At 37.7% G+C, this 20,812-nt stretch carries 18 protein-coding genes; 5 read left to right on the top strand and 13 right to left on the bottom strand.

What is annotated here, in order from left to right; genetic code table 11:
- Window positions 1-1,095: an NHL repeat-containing protein gene (locus J0654_RS02810; protein WP_207026248.1), complete on the top strand. Its 1,095-nt coding sequence runs from the start codon at window positions 1-3 to the stop codon at window positions 1,093-1,095.
- Here J0654_RS02810 and J0654_RS02805 read toward each other — a convergent pair.
- The 3 genes from J0654_RS02805 to J0654_RS02795 form a co-directional block, all read right to left on the bottom strand.
- Complete coding sequence (locus J0654_RS02805; RefSeq protein ID WP_207026247.1) at window positions 1,084-1,770, bottom strand: urease accessory protein UreH domain-containing protein; 687 nt, start codon at window positions 1,768-1,770, stop codon at window positions 1,084-1,086. The two genes, J0654_RS02810 and J0654_RS02805, sit on opposite strands and share 12 nt — an antisense overlap.
- 299 nt (window positions 1,771-2,069) lie before the next feature.
- On the bottom strand, window positions 2,070-2,708 hold the full coding sequence (locus J0654_RS02800) for a GNAT family N-acetyltransferase (protein ID WP_207026246.1): 639 nt from the start codon (window positions 2,706-2,708) through the stop codon (window positions 2,070-2,072).
- 3 nt (window positions 2,709-2,711) lie between these two features.
- Window positions 2,712-3,587 carry a beta-keto acid cleavage family enzyme gene (locus J0654_RS02795; protein ID WP_207026245.1) on the bottom strand — a complete coding sequence of 292 codons (876 nt, stop codon included), beginning with the start codon at window positions 3,585-3,587 and terminating at the stop codon, window positions 2,712-2,714.
- A 300-nt stretch (window positions 3,588-3,887) separates the two neighbouring features.
- On the opposite strand from J0654_RS02795, the gene J0654_RS02790 reads away from it, so the two are divergent.
- The 3 genes from J0654_RS02790 to J0654_RS02780 are packed head-to-tail and all read left to right on the top strand — an operon-like array spanning window position 3,888 to window position 5,843.
- The gene (locus J0654_RS02790; RefSeq protein WP_207026244.1) at window positions 3,888-4,124 is read left to right on the top strand and encodes a thioredoxin family protein; all 237 of its coding nucleotides are present in this window, start codon (window positions 3,888-3,890) and stop codon (window positions 4,122-4,124) included.
- Window positions 4,125-4,141: 17 nt separating this feature from the next.
- Complete coding sequence (locus J0654_RS02785) at window positions 4,142-5,119, top strand: permease (protein WP_237685870.1); 978 nt, start codon at window positions 4,142-4,144, stop codon at window positions 5,117-5,119.
- A 13-nt stretch (window positions 5,120-5,132) separates the two neighbouring features.
- Window positions 5,133-5,843 (top strand): acetolactate decarboxylase, encoded by a 711-nt coding sequence (locus J0654_RS02780; protein WP_207026243.1) that lies wholly within the window; start codon window positions 5,133-5,135, stop codon window positions 5,841-5,843.
- Window positions 5,844-5,848: 5 nt separating this feature from the next.
- Here the strand turns inward: J0654_RS02780 and J0654_RS02775 are convergent, their stop codons facing one another.
- The 6 genes from J0654_RS02775 to J0654_RS02750 form a co-directional block, all read right to left on the bottom strand.
- Entirely contained in the window at window positions 5,849-6,760 is a 912-nt protein-coding gene (locus tag J0654_RS02775; RefSeq protein WP_207026242.1) for a hypothetical protein, read from the bottom strand.
- Window positions 6,761-6,831: 71 nt separating this feature from the next.
- Window positions 6,832-7,512: a DUF6799 domain-containing protein gene (locus J0654_RS02770; protein WP_207026241.1), complete on the bottom strand. Its 681-nt coding sequence runs from the start codon at window positions 7,510-7,512 to the stop codon at window positions 6,832-6,834.
- A gap of 150 nt (window positions 7,513-7,662) precedes the next feature.
- Window positions 7,663-10,218, bottom strand: coding sequence for a M1 family metallopeptidase (locus J0654_RS02765; RefSeq protein WP_207026240.1), 2,556 nt, complete (start codon window positions 10,216-10,218; stop codon window positions 7,663-7,665).
- Window positions 10,219-10,310: 92 nt separating this feature from the next.
- Window positions 10,311-11,075: a hypothetical protein gene (locus tag J0654_RS02760; protein ID WP_207026239.1), complete on the bottom strand. Its 765-nt coding sequence runs from the start codon at window positions 11,073-11,075 to the stop codon at window positions 10,311-10,313.
- Window positions 11,076-11,475: 400 nt separating this feature from the next.
- Complete coding sequence (locus J0654_RS02755; RefSeq protein ID WP_207026238.1) at window positions 11,476-12,174, bottom strand: response regulator transcription factor; 699 nt, start codon at window positions 12,172-12,174, stop codon at window positions 11,476-11,478.
- A complete protein-coding gene (locus tag J0654_RS02750; RefSeq protein WP_207026237.1) occupies window positions 12,167-13,441 on the bottom strand; it encodes a sensor histidine kinase in 1,275 nt (424 codons plus the stop codon). The genes J0654_RS02755 and J0654_RS02750 overlap by 8 nt, the downstream gene beginning before the upstream one ends.
- Window positions 13,442-13,719: 278 nt before the next feature.
- Here J0654_RS02750 and J0654_RS02745 point away from each other — a divergent pair, with 278 nt between their 5' ends.
- Window positions 13,720-14,463 carry a tyrosine-protein phosphatase gene (locus J0654_RS02745; RefSeq protein WP_207026236.1) on the top strand — a complete coding sequence of 248 codons (744 nt, stop codon included), beginning with the start codon at window positions 13,720-13,722 and terminating at the stop codon, window positions 14,461-14,463.
- Here J0654_RS02745 and J0654_RS02740 read toward each other — a convergent pair whose 3' ends face one another.
- From J0654_RS02740 to J0654_RS02725, 4 genes are read right to left on the bottom strand one after another with little or no spacing between them, the layout of a single operon-like run.
- On the bottom strand, window positions 14,464-16,830 hold the full coding sequence (locus J0654_RS02740) for a GumC family protein (protein ID WP_207026235.1): 2,367 nt from the start codon (window positions 16,828-16,830) through the stop codon (window positions 14,464-14,466).
- A 50-nt stretch (window positions 16,831-16,880) separates the two neighbouring features.
- A complete protein-coding gene (locus J0654_RS02735) occupies window positions 16,881-17,648 on the bottom strand; it encodes a polysaccharide biosynthesis/export family protein (protein WP_207026234.1) in 768 nt (255 codons plus the stop codon).
- A 12-nt stretch (window positions 17,649-17,660) separates the two neighbouring features.
- A complete protein-coding gene (locus J0654_RS02730) occupies window positions 17,661-19,607 on the bottom strand; it encodes a polysaccharide biosynthesis protein (RefSeq protein ID WP_207026233.1) in 1,947 nt (648 codons plus the stop codon).
- On the bottom strand, window positions 19,604-20,737 hold the full coding sequence (locus J0654_RS02725) for a DegT/DnrJ/EryC1/StrS family aminotransferase (protein WP_237685869.1): 1,134 nt from the start codon (window positions 20,735-20,737) through the stop codon (window positions 19,604-19,606). The genes J0654_RS02730 and J0654_RS02725 overlap by 4 nt, the downstream gene beginning before the upstream one ends.
- Window positions 20,738-20,812 lie beyond the last annotated feature (75 nt).

Here is a 20,812-nt window from a genome sequence, read left to right as displayed (position 1 = left end):
ATGGATTATTCTACTTTAGGTGATAAAGTCACAAACTCCTATGTTTTTAAAGGTTCAAAACAAAAACCTTTTTTAGCACCAAGAGGTGTTTTTGTAGCTAATAATATGTTATTTGTTTCTGATACTGGGCAAAATCGTGTATTTATTTGGCATACTATTCCTGTTACTGAGTTTCAAGAACCAGATGTTATTTTAGGTCAAGAAGTCATTGAAGATTCAGGCAGAAATTCAGATTCCCTAGTCTCTTCCAAAACGTTACAGTATCCTTCTGGTGTTTGGAGCGATGGCAAAATGTTAATTGTTGCAGATGCTTGGAATCATCGCGTTTTAATTTGGCATAACATTCCAACAGTAAATGCACAACCAGCTGATGTAGTTCTAGGGCAACCAGATTTTGAAAATAATCAACCCAATGTTAAAGGCCAAGCAGCTAGCCCTAGAGCGGATACTTTAAATTGGCCTTATGGTGTATTTTCTGATGGCAAAAGTCTTTGGATTGCAGATACAGGTAATAGACGTGTATTATTTTTTAAGGTTATACCCACCGAAAATTTTTCCAAAGCAGATAAGGTTATTGGTAAAGCCGACTTTAGTACAAGAGACTATGAAAATAAAGATCCTATTTGGCCATATTCGATTAAAATAAATAAAGAGGGAGTTTTAGCAATAGCGGACACGCAATATTATAGGATTTTAATTTGGAAGGATAAGAATGAAGCCCCTAATAAACAGTCAGATATTATTATAGGTCAGGAAAATTTTGACAATTCTGGACAGAATCAATTTAGGCTTTCACCTGAAAATAATACCTTAAACTGGACTTATGATACCTGTTTCTATGAAGAAGGTATTTTAGTAAATGATACAGGCAATAGTAGGATTTTAGTTTTTGATAAGATTCCTGAAGAAAATAACAAAGGTGCGGATGGTTTAATTGGACGACCTAACTTTCAAACAAGTAGTGAGTATAAAGGTAACTTAACAGGAACGCAAAGTGCTATTTATTGGCCTTTTTCAATAACTACACATAACAATCAATTATTTATTGCAGATACTGGAAATCATAGACTTGTAATTTGTAACTTAAAGACTTAAGTAAAGCCAGTAAAAACCTATTACCAAAGCAAATAGCCCACCAGCTAAACGAATTCCTTTAAAGAAATTATCATTGTGCTGATGCTTCGAATATGTCGTTAATCTACCTAGAATTAACGCATAGGCTGACATCGCTAATACAGTTCCAATGGCGAACCCAAGGATATACTGAACACCCTCGGAATTATCTTTAAAGCCTAATACTGGTAAAAGCAATAGAAAATGGGCTACACCAGCTAATCCATGTAAAAAACCAATTCCTAAAGAAGATAACACATCCTGTTTTACAATTTTATTGTGTGTATGGTGATGCCCATCCGAATGAATATGTTCGTGTTCGTGAATATGAACATAGGTTTCAGTCCCATGATGCACATGTGGATGTAGGTGCTTCTTTTTCTGATTAAAAATGCGATAAAACACCCATAAGCCAACACCAATCAGTACTATGGCCACTAACTGCTCACTATATTCTGAAATACTTTCTATGGGAATAACATCTTTAAATAAAAAAAATAAAACACCAATTAAAAGCATACCGAATAAGTGTCCAAGTCCCCAAAATAAGCCGATTTTCCATGCTTTCCTTTTAGTTTCGATTACCAATGGTGTTACTGCTGCCAAATGATCTGGCCCAGAAATTACATGGAGCATTGAAGCGAGCGTTCCGGCCACTAATGGAAAATTTATCATACACCTTCAAAGTTTTTGGAAATATAACAAAAATTTATTTTAATATTTAAGGAAATAAAAAGCACATAATTCTTTATCAATTTAAAGCAAGTGATATAAAATTTATTAATATTGTTTCAATAATTGTATAGAAGTAAGCAAAAATCTTGTTTTGTTTCTCATTTGTGTCTCACAAGTCTGCAAGCCCAGTAAAATAAAATATTGTTACTTTTTGCATCGGAAAGTAGATTCGATTTTCCCTGTGTATTAGCAGATAATACGAGTTTAATGTAAAATAAATATTAGTATTTACGAAGTGTAAAATTCCAGGTGTACCTTTTAAAAAGTACGACGCACAAATAAAGATAGAGATGCTTGGAATTCAATTTATTTTTAAACTTGATCGATGATTTATTAAAATAGTTTGTGATACTGTACTTCACGTCTATACCTTTTTCACGTAGTAATTGATAGGCTTGATAGCGTAAATATGGGGCTAAGTTTTTACCTCGGTACTCATGGAAGGTCCACATGTTCAATAGGTAAGCTTCATTAGGTCCCAATTCAAACCTCCTCCCTTTGAAATCAAAATCATTAAGTTCCACAAAAGTATAAGCTGCGATCTTGTTACTGGTTTCGAGACCTATGATCAATTGTCCTTTTTCAACACCTTCCATCATTCTATCATAATCTTCACCTGGTTCCAGGTGACAAACTTTCCTAAGCTCATCCTGGTTTAAATATCTTACTGTATAAGTAGCATCGTCTTTAATAATAGGCTCCGCACAAGGTTCTGTTTCTTCCTGAACCCAATAATATGGAGCAACATCAATACCCAATTTTGCAAGCCGATTACGAAGCCCTAAAAGAAACAGACCGTTACGGACAATTCCCCAGTACCTATCAAAACCGGAAACTTTTTTGTTTTTCTCGATCTTCATATGTCAATTGCTTTGAAAAGCCCTACCATATTCACCAAACCCCTTGGCAAGGTTCATTTTGACCCGAAAATCCTTGGGAGACATCAATGTTCTTTCATTGGCATCGGCTATGACATGAATCCGTTTTAATAACTCTGAGTTTTTTGCCAATATCGTCCTCTTGGAATCATACCAAATATTGTCCTCGATCCCTACTCGTACTCCTCCCCCAAATGCCAAGGATAACGAATTCATTTTCAACTGTTCGTTACCGATTCCCGCCAAACTCCACAGTGAATCTTGAGGAAGGTCGTTGATCATAACACCGGAGTGTAATAAGTTGGCTTGGGAACAAGCAATATTTCCAAACAACAGATTAAAATAGTATGGCGGTTCTATCAGTTTTTTCTTTTCTAGATACTTAGCATAGTTTATCATACCTATGTCGAAAGCCTCCAGCTCGGGAATAATTCCTTTTTCCTTCATAATGCTGGCCAAGGCCATAACAGTATCGGGAGAATTAACGCTGGCTGTTTTATTGAAATTCAATGAACTCAAGGTTAAGCTTCCCATATCAGGTTTTAAATCACCTTCCAATAGCAATGGATCGCTCCGGAATTCAATTTCACTAAAGTTTCTGCCGCTCAGGGACAGACAAATAACCAATTCAGGAGCATACTTACGGATACCTTCCACAATTTGGGCATAAATCTCTTTTTTATATGTTGGAACACCCGTAGTCTCATCTCTTGCATGCAGGTGCACCATGGTTATACCAATTTCCGAGGCCTGGTGAACATCTTCAACAATTTCCGAAACCGAAATAGGAACGTGAGGCGTCATATCCTTAGTCGGAATCATACCTGTGGGGGTAAAATTCAGTATAAATTCATTGCTCATAAATCTCTGATTGGCACCACCTGCCCCATGCGAAACATAGCATTTGGCAAAATGGATGGTTCGTATATCCTTTCAATTTGGACATTATGAAGACCCCTTCTAAAAAAATTCGATTAAAAGACAATTAAAAAGTCCTGCAACAAATTAAGTGTATTGACACCCTGAAAGATGGCATATAAAAGCGTTTGTCTTATTTTAAAAAGTGTGCGACTGTGACATTTGTCACAGTTTGCAGCTGTTCTTTATCGTAAATTTGCGATTAAGCCACATTGATATATCGCAAACCAAAAAATGAAAACGATGAAACATATCATCCAAATCTTAGGTACAGGCTGCCCCAAGTGTCAAAACTTGACCAGTATTGTTGAAGACGTTGTTGAAGAAAATCAAATAGATGCCTCCATAGAGAAAGTCGAGGATATCGAGGACATCATGAAATTTAATGTTATGATGACCCCTGCTTTGGTTGTTGACGGAAATGTGGTAATAAAGGGACGTGTCCCATCGAAGGAAGAGGTACTTTCCACCTTGCAATAAATTCGAAAAAAACTTAAATGTTTGATTGGCTAGAACATATGGCCCAATGGTTGGTATATGATGTTTTTGGGATGAGCCCCAAAAATCACTTGGCCAAAGCAATAGACTTCTTTATCTATGACAGTATCAAAATAGTATTGCTGCTGTTTACAGTAGTATTTTTAATGGGAATCATCAATAGCTATTTTCCGATAGACCGAGTAAAAAATTATCTTTCCAGAAATAAACTATATGGTGCCGAGTATCTAATGGCCAGCCTTTTTGGCGTGGTCACTCCTTTTTGTTCCTGTTCTTCCGTACCCTTGTTCATTGGTTTTGTGAGAGGAGGAATTCCCTTGGGGGTCACTTTTGCTTTTTTAGTCACATCACCTTTGGTGAATGAAGTGGCCATTGGACTTTTTGTAGGACTTTTTGGCGTACAAACAACCATTTTATATGTTTTGAGCGGTGTGTTCTTGGGGACGGTATCAGGTGTAATACTTCAAAAGTTGAAGCTGGAAAGGTTTCTTACACCATGGGTAAAGGAAGTGCTTGCCAATGCACAAAGAGACCAAGAACGATTTGAAGAAGAAAAACAACCATTTCAAAAACGATTGCCCATTATTTGGGCCGAAGCCTTAAAAATATTGAAAGGAGTCCTCCCCTACGTTATAATCGGGATAGCCATCGGGGGGCTAATGCACGGTTATGTTCCTGAGGGTTTTTTTGAAAAATATATGTCCAAGGACAACCTTTTTGCAGTTCCCGTGGCCACCATATTAGCTGTACCCATGTATTCCAATGCATCGGGGATATTGCCCATTGTTCAGGTTTTAGTAGATAAGGGGATTCCCTTAGGTACGGCAATTGCATTTATGATGGGTGTTGTGGGGCTATCACTTCCAGAGGCCATGCTCCTTAAAAAGGTAATGACGATTAAATTAATCGGGGTATTCTTTGGAGTAGTAATGCTTTGTATCATAGTTTCAGGCTATCTTTTCAACATAATTCTATAACCAAGAAAATTAAATGAAAAACAAGAATCTTTTTCTAACGATTACAGCCTTTTTATATATGATCCAATTGAGTGCCCAACTACCAAAAACGCATTCCATTGGAGCCATGAAAAATATGGGAACTACCTATGACCTTAACATTTGGTTGGACACCATCTCCAACAAACCCCATCTCTATGGCATGGGCCCCTATGATAAAATGAAAGGTGAAATCACAGTCGTAAACGGCAAACCATACGTTGCCTCAGCCTTTATTGATGGAGCATTTGAAGTAGGAAAAGATTGGGACATCCGCTCCCCATTTTTTGTGTATTCCAATATATCCAAATGGGATATTTTTGAAATTGAGGGGGATTTGAACAATGTTCATGACATTCAGGAAAAAGTAGCTACCATAGCCAAGGAAAATGGATATAACCTGGACCAACCTTTCGCATTTAAAATAAAAGGTGAATTTGATGCTGTTACAGCACATATTGTAACCCCTCGTTTACCCGAAGTTGAAGGCTACAGGGAGGGTATAAAATCGCAAAAATTTTCATTTGAGAATGCCCATGGAGAATTCATTGGATTTTATTCGGAACATCATCAAGGAGTTTTTACACATATGGATGGTTTTGTACACGTTCATTTTTTAATGAAAGACAAAACGTTCATGGGCCATTTGGATAAAATTAGCACAAAGGGCAAAACCATCACCTTGTATTTACCCAAAAACCAATAGAACCCTTAATTCTTCTCATTGGTTTTGAACCAGTAGCTCAAACCTACCGACCAGTAAAATACATTTTCCAAATCCTCTTCAAATGTACCCGTGTCGGTAGTTAGGGTTGCCGGGGTCTGGGGAAACGCCCAAGTAGGTGTAAAAGACAAAATAAATTGGTCCAAATGATATTGGAAAGGAAAACTCAATTCCATATTCAGTACATTAAACTCGGATGCCTCGGCAATTTGGACCGTGGTAACCTCGGTTCCTGAATCCATTGATCCTCCCGGGCCACTACCCTGTCCACTGCTACTACTTTTCCTGTTACCCAACCGGCTGGTGGTATAGTATTCTTCATAAAAGTATTGGGACCCCGCATACACCGAAAATCTCGGGGCAAACAACATTTGGTCATCAAATGCCCTAAAGGTATGATCCGCCATAAACCCTAAAAATATATCAGGTGAACTGTTCTTATTAAAATAGGAACTGGCATAAACCGATAGTTCCAGCAACTTAAAATCATAACTGATCAATCCTGTAATATCCGCGACCACCTCCGATTGTACATTGTAACTCTCTTCATTATAAAAATAAGCCGTTCCAGAAACACCACCGCTCCAATTATTGGAATCGAACAAATACCCTCCGGTCAAATAAAAAAGATCTACACGTTGCTCAACCGAACTTGTAAGATAAGATACCGTGGCATCAGCAAACAATCCAGATTTATCATAATATCCAATGGAAGGCAATAGGTACGGAGCAGTTATGGAATCTCGTCTACCCATAAAAACCGCATCGTTCATATAACTTACATCCATTAAAATATAGGAATCTTCGCTATCGGTCTTTTCCTTATCGGTCTTTTGAGCAAATACAACATTTATAGCGCTTATACACAAAATAACGCTTATGAGTGCATACCGTTTCATGATAATTCAATTATAATTAAAAGGGTAAGGGCCTGACTGCTTATAGTAGTCAAGCCCTTTATCCTAAACCATTACATAACATTTCCCTTTTTCTTGAGGGCAGCCTTGTTCATGGATTTTTTGGACTTCATGTTTTTCATGGACTTCATGTTCTTTTGCATGATCATTTTACGATGCTTGTACATATTGGTGAATTTTTCACCGGCCAAATTCAAGCATTCTCCATCCTGAAGCCTCAACTGCTGACGATCTTGGTTCATGTATGTACCATCTGGGTTGACGGACATTCCATTGGCAAGTTCAAGTCGCTGTTGTAATCTATTTTGTGACTGTGTTCTAATTTGATAGACATCTCCGTCAATAAGCATTAATTGGTATCTGTTTTGGTTACGCTGCTGAATCTGAGCATCAGTCAGTCCTTTGTCAGATTGCATCACTTTGTAACGATACTGGTACTCATTACGGTACTTAACTCCATCATTATCCAAACATTCACCATCTTTTAATCGAAGTCTGTCGCGATCTCGGGTAAAATATGTTCCGTTAGGATTAACAACCGTTCCATCGTTTAGCGTAATGGGGTCCTGCAAACGAATCTGGTCTCGATCGCGAATTTGAAGAACATCGCCATCAACCAACATTAAACGGTCTCGATCTTGATCGGGATCTTGGACTCTGTCCCTATCCCTGTCCTGTGCCATTAGTGTCACTGTTCCAAGAACAACAAACACCAACATTAAAATCTTTTTCATGGTACTCGTATTTATTAAAATTAAAAACGGAACCAAGGTATAATCACTGTTTCTATATTCCAATGACATTCGTCATCAAACAACTGATAAACAGTTATTTATACTGATTTTACGGTAACTAAAGTTACATAAGAGAAACGGAAAAATGCTTTATCCCTGATTTACAAAGCGATACAAATCATCTGTTGATTGGAGTAGTTTTCCCTTTAAGGAAGAATTAACATTGGGGTGCTCCTTTAAGTATTTTTCAACAAGTTCCAAAGCTTCTTTGGACTGATATTGCCCCACAGTTGAAGAAAGCCATCGCTTTGGAAAGAAAATATCACCTGTTTTTTGTATTTCTTCCAGTAAATCCAATGCCAATGGCACATGCCTAATTGCTGATTTTTGACGCAAAGGATGATGCATAAACCCACATGCAGTGACCACCCAAGATTCTTTTTCGCGGTTTTTGGCTTCCTTGAAAGATTCGAAGAAGACATCTCTAGTTATAACATCTGAAGACAAGGCTGGCATTAAAAACTCAAAACGCTTCACCTTATCGGGGTTTTTTAATTGCTCCTTGGCTCTTTCCAATATGGTTTCAGATTGCTCGTGTTCATACAATGCCAAGGACATGGCCATGTTCGTATAATCATCCTGATTCAGCTTTAGGTTTGGGATTTCGAGACTTTTGTTCCAAATACGATAAAGCTTTTCTTTTGCGGAATTGGAGTATGCCAATCCTTTCCAAAGTCCGAATATATTTTTTTTGATATTGGGCTTGTACGCATCATCCAGAAGTTCTTTCCAAATCATATTCTCTATTAAAGCATGTTTTTCCTCACGCTGGCTCTCATTTAAGAAACTCCAAAATATATTACTGGCACGCCCGCAGATCAATCCATGAACCAATTCATTCTTCTCATGAAGAACGCCTTCCATATAAAGGTCAAGAGCTTTAGACGGGGAAATATTGCCCGTCAATACATTCTCGTAGGTGTTGAGATAGGCATAACCTCTGGCTACTTCGTTTTTTAATGCTGGGATAATTTGTAGGTCCGATTCATTTAATGGAAAGACACCATACCCAAAAGCATTGGAGTTGTAGATAATAGCTTCTGGTTTGGGTAATCCCAAAGCTAAATCAAGATTTGTATTTTTTTCTAAAATGGTTACCGGAATAGTTCGGGTGCTATCCGGATATACCAAGGTTATCTCAAAAGATTGGGGCCATAGTTTATCGCTTCCATCTTCAGCATACTGGGAAATAGTAAAGTTTTTGATTTTTCCATCGGAATAATCAATGTTTTGCTCTAAAATGGGTCTTCCAGATTGGTTCACCCATACATCGCTCCATGTTTTTAAATCCTTGGGTGTGCGCTTATCCAAAATATTGACCAAATCCGTCCAGGTGGCATTTCCATAGGCGTACGTGGCAATATATTCCCTTATCCCGTCCCGAAATGCCTTATCCCCTATGGCTGCTTCCAATTGGCGCATCATAATAGGTGCTTTATTATAAATAATGCCACCATACAGGCTTCCTGCATTCTTCAAATTATCCAGGTTTTGCCGAATAGGGTTGGTGCCCCTGGTCCTATCCTCACCGTAAGCCCCTCCATAATGGGAAATCATAAACTGTAATCTATGGTTGATATCCGGAAAGGTGGGATTTATGATTTTATCGGCCATAAAATTTGCGAATACCTCCTTCATCCATACATCGTTGAACCAGTCCATGGTCACCATATCGCCAAACCACATATGGGAAGTTTCATGGGCTATAAGTTTAGCGCTGCCCATACGACGGCGTTCGGTAGCACTTTCATCCAAAAAAATAGAGGATTGACGGTATTGTATGGCCCCTACATGCTCCATTCCACCATATTGAAAACCTGGAATGGCCGCATAGTCCAGCTTTTGAAAAGGAAAATCATATTGGGTATAATCCTTCAAAAAATCAACGGAGCGCTGGTGCAAATCAAAAATATTGGGAATGCTATAATCTATTTTGGCCGAATCCGTTTCACGATACAGCAAGGTCATATCAAATATTCCAGGATTTTCCGTGACAGATTCAAACGTACCGGCAACCATCGAGAACAAATAGGTGCTCATCAAATCACTTTGATCAAATATATGTTGAACCTTCCCCTCCTTTTTTATGCTTTCTTTTAAAGGGGCTCCGCCCAACACCTTCCAATTTTCGGGAACGGTTACATCCAAATTATAACGTGCTTTGATGTTGGGTTGATCAAAACAAGGAAAAAGGGTGCTGGCCCTGTCCGGAACCAAAAGTGTGTATAAATAATCTTCATTGCGGTTTAAGGATAGTTCCCCAGCATCAAAAGTTATTTCGATGGTATTGAGGCCCTTTTGAAGGTTATCTGAAATAATGATGTGTTCCTTTTGATGATTGATAGGCTGTCCTTCACCATTTACCCGAATAGTTTTAAGTAAGGATGCATCAGCATTAAAATCAAGGTATAATGGTTGGGAAAGGTCTTTAATTTCCAAATCAAGCTGTAATTGAGTCGGAATGGGCATTTCTTTTTTTGCAGGAATATCAAAAGACAATGAATAGACTACATCGGAAACCTGTCCTTTCCTAAATTCCGCCATTCGTGCCGGTATCCCCTCTTCCAATAAATCTGCCTTGGGGCCAGAAGTACAAGCTGCGGCTAAGATCAGTAACAACAGGTAGAACGGAATGTTCTTTTTCATAACAAGTTAGTTGGGTTTGGAATGCAAAAGGTACCAATTTTCACCCATCAAATCAATCAAAAAAAGATTGAATGTTTATGCTGACAAAGAACTTACTCCCTGATCACATAATTGATTTTCTCGACACCGGTGTTTCCTGTTTTGGAATTATAGGCATATACCGTAATCTGATAATAGCCGACTTCTTCAATTTCCAAATTACCTTTAAAAGTATTTTGTTCAGGATTGTCCAGAGTCACTTCCTTAAATGCTGCGCCATCCTTTTTTACAATAGCTTTTACTTCCATAAGGTTGGAGTCCCAAAGGCCATCTTTTTGAATGGGACAACCACACATCATCACAATATTGGCTTCGATAACCAAGCCCGAATCAGGTACAGTTTCCAGTGGAATATATTGATGCGTATTGGGTTTTAGAATGTCTATTACAAAGCCGGGTATTTCAACCACTATACCATCGCCCAGGATGTCCTTTCCGGGGATAAGCCATAGTTGAGTACTTGCATGTATTTGTGCGTTTTTTTTGTTGATGGGAGATACTACTTCAATTTGTACAAAAGTGGGCTCATCAATATCCACAACCGCAAGAAAACCAGCTGTTTTATCATCCGATAGTTGGGTATAACGCTCGTGAGGGCTTCTCATTATGATGTCGGTATTTCCCGTACTACCTGTTGTTTCGCCTTCTGCCAGAATAAGTCCGTTCAAAGTGTTTCTTATAATAATATGTGCCCCTCCAATGGAACTACCTACAAACTTGGCATCTTTAGCCTTTGCCCGGACCATAAGTTTGGTTTCCGTAGCAGATGCATTGATACAAATTGACAACAAAGCGAGTAAGAGGATTGACTTTTTCATTTATAAGAGTTTTCAATCCTAAACTTACTATTTTTTCGAATGTTTTCTCAGGTAGAAATCATTTTTTCCAACCTTTAAAGTTAAATCGACTTCTAAGACACTCTTTTGGCATTCAATATTTGAAGCTCTTGATGTGCCGCATCTATTAAGCACTTGAAACGATTGGAATCTTTTTTAGGACAGGATTGCTGCAATTGGTACTCTGTTCTTTCAATAAGTCTTTGACAATATGAAATTTGTTCTTGCAATGGGCATTTGCATATGGTATGACCATATAAATGATCTAATTCGTGCAACGAAGGTCGGTGAGAACTATTTTTAAAAAACTTGAACATATAGACTAATGGAGTATCCTGATTTTAAAAGAATACTGCAAAAACCAAGCCACAACACCCATTCTTTAATCTTCTTCCCGAAGCATAAAACCACGACGACTTACATTAACAATGCTAAGTTTGGGGTCCTGCCCCAGGTGTTTCCGTAAATGTGAGATAAATACATTGAGACTTTTCTTGTTGAAATAATCATTCTTATCCCAAACAGTGGTCAGTATTTCCTTATGGGTACACAATTGGTTTTTGTTTTTGGCCAATAAGGCCAAAAGATCAAACTCCTTACCCGTCAGTTTTATGGGTTGCCCTTTAAAGTTAAGTTCAAAATTATCCATATGCAGCACATACTCCCCTATTTCGTATTGGGAGACATGGGCTTCTTGTTCCTGGTCCGCAACCAGTCTGGACAAGAGTGCATTGATGCGCACCACAAGTTCTTCCTCATCAATTGGTTTTTTCAGATAATCCACCGCACCAAGGGAAAACCCTTTTAAAACATCAATTTTAAGCGATCGGGCCGTTAAAAATATAAAGGGTAGCTCTGGATTCAAGCTCTTGATTTTTTGGGAAAGCTCAAACCCGTCCATATCAGGAAGCATCACATCCAAAATAGCCAGGTCGAATACGTTTGTTTTGGTTTTTACCAGGGCTTCTGAAGCGTCTTTGGCCCACGTAATGGAAAATCCTTTCATTCCTAAATATTCCGAGAGCAAGTACCCCAGGGCATTATCATCTTCTACCAAAAGCAATTTGTATGTTTTATCCATTTTTGGTCAATTTTAGGGATAAGATAAATGTTGTTCCTTTTCCCAGTTCGCTTTCCACTGTAATTTTTCCACGGTGCATTTTTATTATCTTTTGCACATAATATAATCCTAGGCCATATCCTTTTACCTTGTGCAAATCACCATTTTTTACCCTGTAATACTTACTGAATATTTTTTTGATGTCATCCTTGGCAATCCCAGGACCATTGTCCATGATTTTTATAACGAGCCATCCTTTATGCTTGTTGGCTGTTAATTTAACCTTTGGATCATCTGAATATTTTCGTGCATTTTCCAAAAGGTTTCCAATTACATTTTCCAAATGGAACTTTTCGGCACGGATGTAATAAGGCCCTTCTTCCAATTCATAATCAAAATCAATGGCATTGTGCTCAGAAAGAATAGTGAAGCTCTCGCATATATTCTTTAAATCAGTTCGAAAGTCGATTTCTTGAAATTGCAGCAACTTTTTGCCCGACTCCATACTTGCCAGTTCCAAAACCTTGTCGATATGTGTTTTTAACCTATCCGACTCTTTACGTATGAGTTCCACAACGGCCTTTTTGTTTTCAGGAACATCTTCTTCCAAAATCTTACTTGCCAACCCTATTGAAAAAACAGGGGTTTTGAGCTCGTGGGTAAGGTTATTGATAAAATCATTGGTAGTGGTAATCATGCTCCGTTGCAAGTAAAATGATTTCAGCACCCATACTACCACAATAATGATCAGTAATAGAAACAACAGCCCGGGAATGATCAATCCTCTTAATTGGCCTAAAAAATATTTGTTCAAGTCCTCAAAACCGATTTCCAAGATAATTTCCTTTTGGAGCAATTCTGGTAGGTACCCTTCGATTTTCATTGGATAGGTTAAGTTGTCCTGTGCTTTGAGGTGAGGGCGAACCGAACTCAAATAGGTTATGGAATCGCGTGAATAGAGCGTATAGGAAAAAGGTGCATCTATTCCTGAAACATTCAACTGATAAGAAATGTAATCGTTTAAATAGTATTGGGATGCCTTTTCAAGACTGTCCAACCCAATTTTTACTTCGGATGTATCTTTTCTAATCGCGTTTCCCAAAGTATAGGTCAACGAATTCACCTCCGATAATTCACTGTTGATGTTTTCCCTGGCCTTATCAATCTTATCGGAAAATTGGGCCTTTGCCAAACCCAAACCAACCCTTAGATATTGGTACTGTACCACCAAAAGGCCAATTACAGCAATCACAAAAACAACGACATAAAGGTTTCTCCTCGTCAGCATACCGCTAAATAAACAAAAAATTACCAGCTATTTACCCCTTGGTTAATCCTATTAATCTTTCATTAACCTTTTTGATCTTTTGTTAATCCTAATGGATTAAATTAAGGCTTATCTTAGCTACTGAGTTTAGTTATAAGATACATTAAGTAGTGATTCTATCGAGCCGGCCTTAAAAAAGGCCGGTTTTTTGTTTTAATATCCAACAAACATTTTTATTTGAGTTTTATCATATTAAATGACCTGCTAGATCCATTATCTTTGCAGTCCAAATTTTATGCATGTTCAGTTTTTTTGAAAGAAAGGTTTATTTGGCCGATTATTTACATGGTCTGGTAGATATACACAATCATCTACTCCCTGGTATTGACGATGGAGCAAAAACGGTAGACGAATCCATAGCGTTACTGGATGGGTTTGCAGCGTTCGGTACGACCAATTTTATATGCACTCCCCATATCATGCACAATCATTATGACAACACCCCCAAAACCATTGGAGATGCATACAACGAACTCACTTTTGAACTGAAAAGAAAGGGGTTGTCGGACTTTAAGATTGATTGTGCTGCGGAGCACATGATCGATGATAACTTTGAAAACATTCTGGAGGATCAAAAGGTCATGCCATTAAAAAACGAGTATCTACTTATTGAAATGTCCTATCTTCAACCCTCTTTTAATTTTGACACCGCCGTTGAACAAATCGCCAAACACCGATTTTTTCCAATTTTAGCCCATCCTGAAAGGTACATGTACTATCATGGAAAATATGGTAAGTATCCTTCGATGAAATCAAATGGCATTTTATTCCAACTCAATTTGCTTTCCCTAAGTTCAGAATCTTATGGTCTAGAAGTACATAAAATGGCCGAAAAATTATTGAAAGACGATTTAATAGATTTTGTGGGAACCGATGTCCATAACCTGAGACAGCTTGGTTTGTTAAAAGAAATCAAGCTATCCAAAAAAATATTGAATAGGTTACTTCCCATTATTGAAAATACGATTCAAACTTTTTATTGATCAAGCGAATTTCCACCATTTTTTCGTGGATTTCCCATAGCCGTAACCATATTTTCCGCCGTAGCCTAAATTGTTTTGCTTTACGTTGTTTACAACGAAAGACAAACCTTTAAGTTTTCCTTCGGCTTTAAGTTTAACCGGGAAGTCAAGTACCTTCTTCTCCGTGCTGTTTGCTTTGACCACATAAAGAATTTGACTTGCATATTCACTAATCAACAGTGTATCAGTCACAACCATTAATGGTGCGGTGTCCACGATTACATAATCATAAAGTTCGGATGCTCTTTCAAATAGGTCGCCCATTCTATCCTTCATTAATAACTCTGATGGGTTGGGTGGAATTTTCCCTGAAAATATAATATCAATCGAATTTTCATTGACTTGAGCAGGATTGGTTATATCATGAATGGTCAATTTAGAATTGACAAGGTATTCGGTCAAACCATCCTTAGTGCTTCTTCTTGGCTTCATTTTATCGGTCTTAACCATGTCATCAGTAGTAAAGAAGTCATATAGCTTAGGGTTTCTGATATCGGCACCGATAAGCAAAACTTTTTTCCCTGTATTGGCATAAATAGCAGCTAGGTTAGAAGAAAGCAAGGTTTTGCCTTCTCCCGGTACACTCGATGTAATGAATATGATGTTATTGAAGGTGGATTTATGAGACTTCTGAATATAGTTCAAATTGGTCCGTAATATTCTCAAGGATTCCGCTAAAACAGATCTATCTTCTTTTTTGACCAATCTTGTATCCTTTTTTCCCAATTTGGGAATCTCCACAATTACGGGGATGTCTCCGGCAATATGCTCCAAATCCAATTTGTTATGGACCTTATTGTCCAACTGGTCTTTGACATAAATTACTGAAAATGGAACTATCAATCCAAGAATAAGCGCCGCTAGATAGGTTATCATCCGTTTGGGTTCCACAGGCAATGGATTTGCCAAATAAGCATTGTCAACAATTCTTGCTTTGGGTGAAGCAGAGGCAAAAGCGATTTGTGCCTCTTCACGTTTTTGCAACAAGTAAATATAGAGTCCCTCGGTAGTTTGCTGTTCTCTAGAAATATTCCTCAATGCCCGTTCGGCACCTGGGGTGGCGTAGATTCTAGAATTGATCTGAGACAATTGTTTGCTCAAACTATTGACCCTCAAATTCAAGTTGTTGGTAACATTGTTTAAACTTGACTGCATTCCACGTTTCAAACTTTCCAATTGTTGGTCTAATTCCACAATCACAGGGTTTCTTTCATTGGAACTTTCCAACAACCGGTTTCTTCTTGCAACCAGTTCATTATAACGTGTAGCAATATTGTCTATACTAGGGTCCGTAAGGCCAGCATTTGGTATAATCTCATAACCTTCCTGTTCACTCAACATATTTTGCATGGAAGAAGCAATATTCAACTGAATATTTGCATTTTGCAGTTCGGCTTCACTAGCCGCACTTTGTTGAAAGTTTACACTGGATTGCGATGCTAAATCAGCTATCCCTCTACTTTCTTTAAAGGTTTCAGCCGTTTCCTCAACAGAGGAAAGGTCGGAATAAATATCCGCGATACGATCATTTATGAATTGACTGGTTCTATCTGCAATAGTTTTTTTATCCTGAATTTCATTTTCATTATTTTGCTGTATCAAGGCGTTAAGTACGTCAATCCCACGTTGAGGAATAGCATCTTGTAGAGAAATGTTCATTATTCTAGAAAATTCATCAACAGTAGACACCTCTACATTGGTTCTGTAAATTTGGGCAACAAAAGGAACAGGCCTGATCGTTACCAGAATATTCTGGTTTAAAAATCTGTTTAAATACTCAATATTAGGTGTAATTATTATGTCTCCAATAACATTCGTTTTGATGTTGGACCCAAAAGGTATCCTTTTCTCGGCTGCATCTTCTTCAACCGCATATGTAAATTCATTTTCATTTAATATTTTAATGTAAAATGAAAATTCACTTTTGTTTTGAATAGAATCTTCGGCCAAAAAATTAATAGCAACTGGATAATTTGGATAAATTCCTGTATTCCTTAAGTTGCCCAATAATTGGTAAGAGACGTTTAATTTTAATTTCTGAACAACCTTAATAAAATTATCTCGAGATTTTAAAAGTTCTATTTCATCCGACATTTCCGTACTTCCCTTACCACTAAAAACATTCAAATCTTTTAAAACACTGAGTTCTGAAACCGAATTATTTTCTTCAACCACCTGAATTTTAGCATTTAACTGATACTTTGGTGTTGTATATCTTAACTTAAGAAAAGCAAGAACCAAGGCAATTACAACTGCAATTGCAAACCAATGCCAATTTTTCAAATACTTATTTATAAGGGCTTTCAAATCAAAATCAGAATTGTTCATATAAATTGGAGCGTATTAATTTAACCTGTTGAAATAAGGTATTTGAAATATTAATTTCTAGTTAACAGGATTATGGTTGAAGTAATCAACAATGAGGCAATAGAAAAGGTTATGTTTGCTCTTTGATCCAAATTAGATTGTACTTTACCTGATTTGTTGGGCTCTATGTATACCACGTCGTTTTGCGTTAAATAGTATACTGGTGATTTTAGAGCATCCTTGCTATTGAGATTTATTCTATTATAGACCTTGGTTCCGTCAAAATCCCTGATTACCATCACATTGTCTCGTCTACCTTTAATATTGATATCTCCGGCATACCCCAAAGCCTCCATAATCGTAATTTGTTCACCATTGATGGGGTAAGTCCCAGGACGATTAACAGCTCCCAAAATAGTCACTGTAAAATTTCGAATCCTAATATTAATAATGGGATCCTTCAAATAATCTGACAATTTTTCCCTCAATAATGCTTTAGTTTCACTTGGGGATAGACCTTCAATCTTTATTTTTCCGATTACAGGAAAGTCAATTTCTCCATTTTCATCCACCAAATAGTTAACTTGTTCCGGACGCATGGACAACCCTCCTTCTTCGGCACCCCGAAATAAATTAAAGGGAGCACTGGCTTCTGGATCTAACGTAGAAACATGAATACTGACCAAATCATCTACTTTAAACTTGGAAGTAAACGTATTATCATCAACCAATGTTTCAAATTGGGTAGCGTCTTGAAAATAAACTACATCTTGCGTGGAGCCACAAGAATACATCAGGCATACCAATATTACATATGCCAATTTTAATTTTAGGTTCATGGTACTTAAAATTTAGCTGTTTAGTTGGGGAAAATTTACTTTGGATTCCTTTATGGTTTCTGGATTTGACTTCTTTTCGTCCAATTTACAAAAATCTGAATTGTTGGAAATATATTCCGGAACAATGTTTTTCATCAATTGAACGACATTGTCCTTAAAGAAAAGATTGGATATACAAAGCTCGTCTATTAAGGTACGAACTTTGGGGTAATTGATTTCCCTTACCTTACTGATCATGATTTTATCATGATATGTAGGAAGCGTATTTTCACCATTGGCCAAAAGCTCTTCATATAACTTTTCCCCTGGCCTCAAACCGGTGATCTTAATATCAATATCATCGGGGTATTGCAATCCTGAAAGCCTAATCATATTCTTGGCCAAATCCATGATTTTTACGGATTCTCCCATATCGAAGATAAAAATCTCACCTCCTTTTCCCATGGCACCGGCTTCCAATACCAATTGGGATGCTTCTGGAATGGTCATAAAATACCGCGTGATATCTTTATGGGTAACTGTTAATGGCCCTCCTTTTTCTATTTGTTTTCTGAACAATGGTATTACCGACCCATTGGAACCTAGCACATTTCCAAATCGGGTTGTTATAAATTTGGTTTTGCCTTCCTGCTGTCTGCAACTAATATACATCTCCGCAATACGTTTGGTAGCTCCCATAATATTCGTTGGGTTCACCGCTTTGTCCGTAGAAACAAAAACAAATTTTTCCACTTCGTATTCAGATGCAAGGTCAACAATGGTTTTGGTACCCGCTACATTGATTTTCACCGCTTCATAAGGGTTCTGCTCCATGAGCGGGACATGTTTATATGCCGCAGCATGAAATATCCTATCGGGCTGGTATTGTTCAAACAGCACACGCATTTTGTTTTTATCCCTTATATCGCTGACAATGGGAACAAAGTTGAAAAAACCAGCCTGTTTTAATTCCTGTTGTAAGTCATATAGTGCAGATTCTGCCTGATCGATAATAATCAAAGAACGGTAGTTGTACTTGCAAATCTGTCTCACCAATTCACTACCGATAGACCCAGCTCCTCCAGTAACCATAATTACTTTGTCATCAAAATCCTTCATCACCTTGCTATTCTTGATTTCAATTGGAGGTCGATCCAATAAATCCTCAATCTGGACTCGCTTGATCTGTGATACTTTCAACTCTCCATTGATCCAATCCTCTACTGGTGGAACTATTTTTACATTTACGGGCAAATCAACAATTTCATTTACCAAGGTCCTCAGCCGTTTTGGGTTAATCGTCTGAATGGAGAAAATAACTTCTGAAACATTATTGAACTTGATAAAGGCTTCTGTCAGTATGGATTTATCATATACTTTGACCCCATTTATCTGTTTACCGACTTTTTGCAAGTTGTTGTCAACAAAACCAATTACTTTCACTCCCATTTTCGAGTGATTCGTCAATGTATTGTATGTAATGATGCCCGACTCCCCAGCCCCATAAATTATAAGGTTCTTTGATGGTGCCTGACCACTTTTCATTATACTTTCAAAAGCTATTTTGAAAACAAATCTGGACGCTGCAAGTGCCAAAAATGCCAATAAGCTATTAATAATAATGATGGACAATGGAATTGTGAATCTATCTACCAACTCCAAATATCTATTTGCCAAAACAACCGCAATGGCACCGATACTGGCCAAACATACCGCATTAAAAATGGCATATACGTCTTTAATCCCCGTATGCCTTACCACCCCCTTGTAACTCCCGGAAATCAAGAAAGCAGCCAAAAACAGTAATACTATGACCGGAAGCTGGGCCCACAATCGCTGTACATCGAAATTGAAACTTAGGTTGAACCTAATAAAGTATGCCAAAATGAACGAAAAGGAAATAATACAAAGGTCTATGAAAAGTACCGTCCATTTGGAAGCATATCGCCTACCACCCCTAAAAAAGAATTCCTTGATCATTTGAGTTCGTTTTTAATGATTCCACAAATTCGATCCAAATCATCTATTTCGAGACTGCTACCGCTAGGCAAGCATAACCCTCTTTCGAATAGATCCTCACTAATTCCATTAACGAACGAAACATTTTTTTCGAATACCGGTTGCAAATGCATAGGCTTCCATAAAGGTCTAGACTCTATATTCTTTTTATCCAAGGCTGTTCTTAAGTTTTCCCTTACTTCAAAAGATGGGGTCAAAATACAGGTGAGCCATCTATTGGAATAACTTCCTTCTGGCTCATTGATAAAAGTGATATCAGGCAAGGTTGAAAGGTGCTCTTTATAATATTGAAAATTATGCCTTCTAGCCGCCACCCTATCTTTCAGAACTTCCATTTGACCACGACCAATTCCGGCCAATACATTGCTCATCCTATAATTGTAACCAATATGGGAATGCTGATAATGTGGAGCATTATCTCTGGCCTGAGTAGCCAAAAAAACTGCCTTTTCCTTGGTCGTTTGGTCTTTGCATAATAAGGCTCCACCACCAGAAGTGGTTATAATTTTGTTTCCATTAAAAGATAAAACCCCGATATCACCAAAGCTTCCGCAATTAAAGCCTCTGTAAGAGCTACCCAAAGCTTCAGCGCTATCTTCGATTACCGGAATATCATAATTCCTCGCTATCGCATGAACCTCATCCACTTTATAGGGCATTCCATATAAATGTACCGCCACAATGGCCTTTGGTTTTTTTCCATGGGCCATTCTATCCTTAATTGCTTCTTCCAAAAGGATCGGTGAGATATTCCACGTATCTTCTTCACTGTCCACAAATATTGGAGATGCTCCCAAATAAGTGATAGGGTTTGCTGAAGCTGAAAAAGTAAAACTTTGACAGATCACTTCATCTCCTTTACTTACTCCCAAAAGCTCCAGTCCTAAATGTATGGCCCCTGTTCCTGAGCTTAAACAAGCTGCATGGGCATTATTTCCAACAAAATCTTCAATTGATTTTTCAAATTGTTGGACGTTAGGTCCCAAAGGAGCTATCCAATTGGTTTCAAAGGCCTCCTTTACATAGGCTTCTTCATTTCCTCCCATATGAGGAGGTGACAACCAAATTTTCTTTAACACTGTGGTTTCCATTTCAGTTTTGGGTTGATATAAGTAGGTGAGAATCAAATTCTCGATTATAAAAGTAAGAGTAATTTTCACCCATAA

It is taken from the genome of Flagellimonas profundi, assembly GCF_017313275.1.
In the GTDB taxonomy this organism is placed as follows: domain Bacteria; phylum Bacteroidota; class Bacteroidia; order Flavobacteriales; family Flavobacteriaceae; genus Flagellimonas; species Flagellimonas profundi.
The sequence above is the reverse complement of the archived record's forward strand: the minus strand, read 5'-3'. Positions and strand labels throughout refer to the sequence as shown.

Excerpts from the sequence above, each read along its gene's own strand:
- J0654_RS02735 (WP_207026234.1), bottom strand. The coding sequence starts at position 17,648 with ATGAACCTAAAATTAAAATTGGCATATGTAATATTGGTATGCCTGATG.
- J0654_RS02785 (WP_237685870.1), top strand. The coding sequence starts at position 4,142 with ATGTTTGATTGGCTAGAACATATGGCCCAATGGTTGGTATATGATGTT.
- J0654_RS02755 (WP_207026238.1), bottom strand. The coding sequence starts at position 12,174 with ATGGATAAAACATACAAATTGCTTTTGGTAGAAGATGATAATGCCCTG.
- J0654_RS02810 (WP_207026248.1), top strand. The coding sequence starts at position 1 with ATGGATTATTCTACTTTAGGTGATAAAGTCACAAACTCCTATGTTTTT.
- J0654_RS02760 (WP_207026239.1), bottom strand. The coding sequence starts at position 11,075 with ATGAAAAAGTCAATCCTCTTACTCGCTTTGTTGTCAATTTGTATCAAT.
- J0654_RS02800 (WP_207026246.1), bottom strand. The coding sequence starts at position 2,708 with ATGAAGATCGAGAAAAACAAAAAAGTTTCCGGTTTTGATAGGTACTGG.
- J0654_RS02750 (WP_207026237.1), bottom strand. The coding sequence starts at position 13,441 with ATGCTGACGAGGAGAAACCTTTATGTCGTTGTTTTTGTGATTGCTGTA.
- J0654_RS02730 (WP_207026233.1), bottom strand. The coding sequence starts at position 19,607 with ATGATCAAGGAATTCTTTTTTAGGGGTGGTAGGCGATATGCTTCCAAA.
- J0654_RS02795 (WP_207026245.1), bottom strand. The coding sequence starts at position 3,587 with ATGAGCAATGAATTTATACTGAATTTTACCCCCACAGGTATGATTCCG.
- J0654_RS02770 (WP_207026241.1), bottom strand. The coding sequence starts at position 7,512 with ATGAAAAAGATTTTAATGTTGGTGTTTGTTGTTCTTGGAACAGTGACA.
- J0654_RS02740 (WP_207026235.1), bottom strand. The coding sequence starts at position 16,830 with ATGAACAATTCTGATTTTGATTTGAAAGCCCTTATAAATAAGTATTTG.
- J0654_RS02780 (WP_207026243.1), top strand. The coding sequence starts at position 5,133 with ATGAAAAACAAGAATCTTTTTCTAACGATTACAGCCTTTTTATATATG.
- J0654_RS02775 (WP_207026242.1), bottom strand. The coding sequence starts at position 6,760 with ATGAAACGGTATGCACTCATAAGCGTTATTTTGTGTATAAGCGCTATA.
- J0654_RS02765 (WP_207026240.1), bottom strand. The coding sequence starts at position 10,218 with ATGAAAAAGAACATTCCGTTCTACCTGTTGTTACTGATCTTAGCCGCA.
- J0654_RS02745 (WP_207026236.1), top strand. The coding sequence starts at position 13,720 with ATGTTCAGTTTTTTTGAAAGAAAGGTTTATTTGGCCGATTATTTACAT.
- J0654_RS02725 (WP_237685869.1), bottom strand. The coding sequence starts at position 20,737 with ATGGAAACCACAGTGTTAAAGAAAATTTGGTTGTCACCTCCTCATATG.
- J0654_RS02790 (WP_207026244.1), top strand. The coding sequence starts at position 3,888 with ATGAAACATATCATCCAAATCTTAGGTACAGGCTGCCCCAAGTGTCAA.